This window comes from Desulfurellaceae bacterium, assembly GCA_021296095.1.
Classification (GTDB): Bacteria; Desulfobacterota; Binatia; order Bin18; family Bin18; genus JAAXHF01.
Genome location: JAGWBB010000137.1, coordinates 2729 through 8873, shown reverse-complemented (window position 1 = coordinate 8873; position 6145 = coordinate 2729). Strand labels below are relative to the sequence as shown.

Annotated in this window: 4 protein-coding genes; 3 read left to right on the top strand and 1 reads right to left on the bottom strand. The window is 64.4% G+C overall.

The window, feature by feature from the left end; all coding sequences use genetic code 11:
- From nrfD to J4F42_21290, 3 genes are all read left to right on the top strand, one after another.
- A partial coding sequence (gene nrfD, locus J4F42_21300; GenBank protein ID MCE2488059.1) for a polysulfide reductase NrfD occupies positions 1 to 1367 on the top strand: 1367 nt, incomplete at its 5' end.
- A 9-nt stretch (positions 1368 to 1376) separates the two neighbouring features.
- Positions 1377 to 4301: a molybdopterin-dependent oxidoreductase gene (locus J4F42_21295; protein ID MCE2488058.1), complete on the top strand. Its 2925-nt coding sequence runs from the start codon at positions 1377 to 1379 to the stop codon at positions 4299 to 4301.
- On the top strand, positions 4301 to 4780 hold the full coding sequence (locus J4F42_21290) for a hypothetical protein (protein MCE2488057.1): 480 nt from the start codon (positions 4301 to 4303) through the stop codon (positions 4778 to 4780). Before J4F42_21295 ends, J4F42_21290 begins: the two co-directional genes overlap by 1 nt.
- Before the next feature lie 90 nt (positions 4781 to 4870).
- Here J4F42_21290 and J4F42_21285 read toward each other — a convergent pair.
- On the bottom strand, positions 4871 to 6145 hold a 1275-nt coding region (locus J4F42_21285), incomplete at its 5' end, for a DUF2867 domain-containing protein (protein ID MCE2488056.1).

Sequence of the window (6145 nt, the reverse complement as noted above, 5' to 3'; positions counted from 1 at the left end):
CAAACGCGCGGCGGGCTTTTCAGGTCACGCGGTGCAATCAGTGCCAGGACGCGCCCTGCACCCGCGCCTGTCCGACCGCAGCCATGTACGCCCGGCCAGACGGCATCGTGGATTTCGACAAGTCTATCTGTATTGGCTGCAAAGCCTGTATTGCGGCCTGTCCGTACGACGCGATTTTTATCAACCCCGCCGACCACTCGGCCGAGAAGTGCAATTTGTGTGCGCATCGGATTGATATGAGCCTGGAGCCGGCCTGCGTTGTGGTGTGCCCGACACAGGCGATCCTGGTCGGTGACCTGAATGACCCCGATTCCAGCGTGGCGGCAATCGTGGGTCGGGAACCCGTTGCGGTGCGGCGCCCGGAAAAGGGCACCCACCCCACACTGTTCTACCTCGGCGCACACCAGGCCACGCTCGACCCCTTGGCTGCGGACCGGCCCGAAGGCGGGCTTTTTGTGTGGAGTGAGCAGGGCCGGGGACCGCAGCAGGTGACCTCGGGCCACCCCACCCGGCCCAATAGCTCGGCCCGGGCTGTGCTGGCCTATGACGTGCCGCACCGTGCCCCGTGGGACTGGCGGCTGAGCCTGTATACCTGGACCAAAGGGCTGGCCGCCGGAGCCTATCTGATTCCGGCTTTTCTGGTGCTCTTGGGAATGCTGGGTCCCGAGCATATGCTCTGGCAATGGCTTGCCCCAACGCTGAGTGGGCTGTTCCTCGCCCTGACCGGTCTGATTCTCATCGCCGACCTGGACCACCCCGAGCGCTTTGTGCTGATCTTTACCCGCCCGCAGTGGAGGAGTTGGCTGGTCCGGGGCGCGTTTATCATCCTGGGTTTTGGCGGTGTGCTGATCCTCCATTTTTTGGCCAGCCTGTTTGCCGGCGGAACAGCCTGGCAGTCGGGCCTGATGCTGCTCGGCATCCCGCTTGGCGTGCTGACGAGTGTGTACACCGCCTATCTTTTTGCCCAATCGACGGCCCGTGACCTGTGGCAAAACCCACTCCTGCCCCTCCATTTTCTCGTGCAGACTTTTATCGCGGGAGCCGCCGCGCTCCTCCCCTGTGCGGTCTGGTGGGCGCCCGCCGTGGTTTCACCAGTCGCCACGCTGCTGGGAATCGCCTGCGCGCTACACCTCCTCCTGGTGAGCGGGGAATGCAGCCTGCCCCATCCCACCGTCCATGCCGATCTCGCCGCTGCCGAGATGACGCAGGGTCAATACCGGACGTATTTCTGGGCGGGCCTGCTGCTCGTCTGTCTCGGCCTGCTCGCCCCGTGGCTCGGCATACCGGCCGGGGGTGCGGCCCTGGTTGGCTTACTGGCGTATGAACACGCCTACGTCCAGGCCGGGCAAAGCGTACCGCTCGCCTGAGGGATGGCCATGAGTGTTGAGCGACCCACTACCCGCGTGTCTGCCGCTCGCCAGGCTACGGAGGCACGGGGCGAGACGTTTTATCCAGGACCGAGTCGTAACCACCTCGCGTCGTTTCCTCCCAAGGAACGCTGGGACGATTGGGTTGAGCTGGACGCCCGCGCCTGGCCGCAGCGCGTCGAACACCACTCCATGCTGATTCCTACTACGTGTTTTAACTGCGAGTCGGCCTGCGGCCTGCTGGCCTACGTCGATCCGGAGACGCTCAGCGTCAGAAAATTCGAGGGGAATCCCGAGCATCCGGCCTCACGGGGTCGGAACTGCGCCAAGGGCCCAGCTACACTCAACCAGATCACCGACCCTGATCGCATTCTCCATCCCCTGAAACGGGCGGGCAAACGTGGCGAGGGAAAGTGGCAACGGGTCTCCTGGGACGAGGCGCTGCGTGATATTGCCGACCGTCTGCGGCGGGCGCTCCAGGAAGGCCGACATAAGGAAATCATGTACCACGTTGGTCGTCCTGGCGAGGACGGCTACACCGAGCGCGTCCTGGCCGCCTGGGGCGTCGATGGCCACAACTCGCATACCAACATCTGCTCGTCCGGGGCCCGCGCCGGATACCATTTCTGGATGGGCGCCGACCGCCCCAGCCCCGACCACGAACATGCCGATGTCATCCTGCTCATCAGCGCCCACCTGGAATCGGGCCATTATTTTAATCCGCACGCCCAGCGCATCATGGATGCCAAGCGTCGGGGGGCCAAGCTCATCGTCTTTGATGTCCGCCTGTCCAATAGCGCCACCCATGCCGACCATTGGGTGGCGCCGTATCCGGGCAGCGAGGCGGCCATTCTGCTGGCCATAGCCAACCACCTGATTCAGCACGACCACTACAACCGCACTTTTCTGCGCGACTGGTGGAACTGGCAGGAATATCTCCAAGAAGAACGGCCCGACCTGGAGCCCACGTTTGAGAACTTTGAGGCCGTGCTCAAACAGCTCTACACGCACTACAGTTTCGCCTTTGCCGCCCAGGAATCCGGAGTCAGCCCGCAGACCCTTGAAGCCATCGCCACGCTGGTTGCCTCGGCTGGAACGCGGCTGGCGACCCACACCTGGCGGAGTGCGTCGGCCGGGAATCTGGGCGGCTGGCAGGTCGCGCGAGCGCTGTTTTTTCTCAACGCCCTCACCGGCGCGGTGGCGACACCGGGCGGGACCTACCCCAATGCGTGGAACAAGTTTGTGCCGCGGCCCATCCATACCCCACCCCATCCAGCCAGGTGGAATACGCTTTCCTGGCCGGCCGAGTATCCGCTGGCGATCAACGAACTGTCTTTTCTGCTGCCGCATTTTCTGAAAGAAGAGCGCGCCAAACTCGACGTCTATTTCACCCGTGTGTATAACCCGGTGTGGACCAACCCGGATGGATTTTCGTGGATTGAAACCCTCAGCGATGAACAGAAAATCGGCCTGCACGTCGCCCTGACGCCAACCTGGAACGAGAGTGCCTATTTCGCCGATTACATTCTGCCCATGGGCGTCGGCAGCGAGCGCCACGACGCGCATTCCTACGAAACGCACGACGCCCAGTGGATCGGCTTCCGTCAGCCCGTCCTGCGCGCTGCCAGAGAGCGCCTCGGCCAGCCGGTGACAGACACGCGCCAGGCAAACCCGGGCGAAGTCTGGGAAGAGAACGAGTTCTGGATTGAGTTGTCCTGGCAGGTCGACCCGGACGGCGGGCTGGGAATACGCCAGTATTTTGAATCCAAAGCCCACCCAGGCCAGAAGCTGAGCCTTGACGAGTATTACGGGTTTCTTTTCGAGCGGTCAGTCCCGGGGCTCCCGGAACAGGCTGCTGCCCAGGGTCTCTCGCCGCTGGCCTATATGCGCCGCTACGGCGCGTTTGAAATCCAAAAGAACATCGGAGCGGTCCACGCCCAAACGGTTCCGCCGGCTGAGCTGGACAATACCCAGGTTGATAGTCTGGGCCGCGTCTTCAGCGCCAGCCCCAGGCCCGCCGACCCGAATATCGTTCCCCTGCCCTCGCCCGACGGGGATACGGATGGCCGGCGTCGTGTTGGCGTCCACACAGCGAGCCAGGACGGCACCGTGTATCGCGGCTTTCCAACCCCAAGCGGCCGCCTCGAGTTTTATTCCAAGACGCTTAAAGACTGGGGCTGGCCGGAATACGCTCTGCCCACGTATAGCCAGAGTCATATCCATCCCGACCGGCTGGCAGACGACCACATGGTCTTGATCCCGACCTTTCGCCTCCCGGTCCAGATCCACACCCGGAGCGCGAATGCCAAATGGCTGGACGAGATTGCCCACACCAACCCGCTGTGGCTGCATCCCGGCGATGCCAAGCGTCTGGGCGTGGGCACGGGAGACCTCGTCCGGGTCGAGACCGAGATCGGCTATTTTGTGCTCAAAGCCTGGGTAACGGAAGGGATTCGACCCGGGGTGGTTGGCTGTAGCCACCACATGGGACGCTGGAAGCTCGACCAGGCTGGTCAGCGGCAGATGATGGCCACGGTCGGACTCGACCGCAACGGTAGTCGGTGGCACTTGTCCCGCAAGCAGGGCGTCCACGGCTATCCGAGCGAGGATGCCGACAGCGCACGCGTCTGGTGGACGGATACCGGCGTCCATCAGAATCTCACCTTTCCGGTCCACCCCGACCCGATTTCCGGTATGCACTGCTGGCACCAGGCTGTCCGAGTCCTCCCCGCCCACAAGGATGATCGGTATGGGGATATCCAGGTCGATACGGACAAGGCGCATGCGGCCTATAAGCACTGGCTCGAACTGACCCGGCCGGCCAGTCAGGTCTCGCCCGACGGCACGCGGCGGCCGTACTGGATGTTACGCCCGCTCAAGCCGGGTCGAGAGCACTATCAGCTGCCTGAGACGGAGCGGCCGCCCAAGGACTGATGAAGCGTTTTCTCCCGTTTCTCGACCTCCGGGCTTACCAGCTTCGCCATCTCCCCCGGGACCTGCTCGCCAGCCCGAGCGTGACCTTTCTCGACATTCCTCAGGGTGTGGCGTATGCCATGATCGCCGGTCTTCCCCCGGCCATGGGCCTGTATGCGGCAGCCCTGCCGGCCATCGTGGGCGCGCTGTTCCGCAGCTCGCGCCATGTTGTGACGGGTCCGACAAACGCCGTGAGTCTGCTGGTTGGGACTGCCGTCGCCGCCGAGGTGGCGCACGGTGGCGCGAGTCCGCTGACCGTCGGAGTCACGCTGGCCTTTATGGTTGGGGTGGTCCAATTGCTCGCCGGGCTGCTGCGACTCGACGCCATGCGGTTATTTGAAGAAACCGGTATCGCTACACGGATCGGGCCAACGAATCTCTTTCCCGCCCAATCCGGCTGGTTTACCGCCACGCGCCCTCGCGCTGGCAGGGGAGCATAGCTGCGGTACGCAGTGTCCTTTTGCCGCCTATCTCACCGCTCAAGAGGCACTCCGGGATCGTCTTGAGGTGTAAAGCCTGCCTCGGGTGAATCAGAATTGATCCAAACAGGAGCGTCTGGCAATCTCTCTCACCAGGCCGTCGAAGATCCGGGCATGCACGGGGTACAGGCCGTACCAGTAGGCCAGCCCGCCCAGCCCCTTGGGCAGGAACGCTGCGGTCTGTTCCAACTGGCTGGTTCCAGCCTCGGTGTCCCGCACCTCGAACTGCAGCCAGGCGCGGCCCGGAAGCTTCATCTCGGCTCTGAGACGGACCAGATGGTCCGCTTCCAGGGCTTCGACCCGCCAGAAGTCCAGGGCATCGCCGACCCGCAGCTCGTCGGGATGGCGGCGCCCCCGGCGCAGTCCCACCCCACCTAACAGACGGTCCGCGATTCCCCGGATGCGCCAGGCCCAGTTGGCATAATACCAGCCGCGCTGCCCGCCTATGCCGGTCAGCACCCGGTAGACCGCGCTGGCCGGTGCGGCCACCTGTTGCCGTCGGCGCTCGAGGATCAGCCCTTGCCGAGACTCCAGACAGCTGAACTCGTCCCGCGCCGGGGACGGGTTGTGGGCATCGCTCCAGGCGGTCTCGATTTGTCCCGCGTCGAGCTCCGCAACCACCCGGGCGAGCGCGCTGGCGTAGTCCTGGGGCTGGATGTGGGGGAACAGGCGCTGGGCCAGGCTGTCGGTGACCACCACTTCGTTGCGGAGTCCCTCAATCAGGGGTGCGCTGACCTTGGCCGGGATTGGAGTGACCCAGTGCACCCAGTACGACGACAGGTGGGGAGTCAGGACCGGGACGGGCAGCAGCCAGCGGGTGAGCCCCCGCGCTGTGGCATAGCCCAGCATCATGCCCCTGTAGGTGGTCACGTCTTTGCCGCCGACCTGTATGACCTTGTCCGCGCACTCGGTGCTGGTCAGCGCGGCGACCAGGTAGTCCAGCAGGTCGGTGACGGCAATCGGCTGGACGCGCGAATACACCCAGCGGGGACAGATCATGACCGGCAGGCGTTCGACCAGATAGCGGATCAGCTCAAAGGAGATGCTGCCCGCGCCGACGATCACCGCCGCCCTGAACTCGGTGACCGGAACGCCGCTCTCTCTGAGGGCGTGGCCCGTCTCCTGTCTGGAGCGCAGGTGTTGGGACAGGTCGGCCCGGGGGTCTCCCAAGCCGCCCACATACACGATCCGACGCACGCCGGCGTGCCGTGCCGCGCGACCGAACAGCCGGGCAGCCTCGATGTCCAGCTCGTGGAAGCCGGTTCCGCGCGCCATGCTGTGAATCAGGTAGTAGGCGCACTCCACCCCGGCCAGGGCTGTAGACAG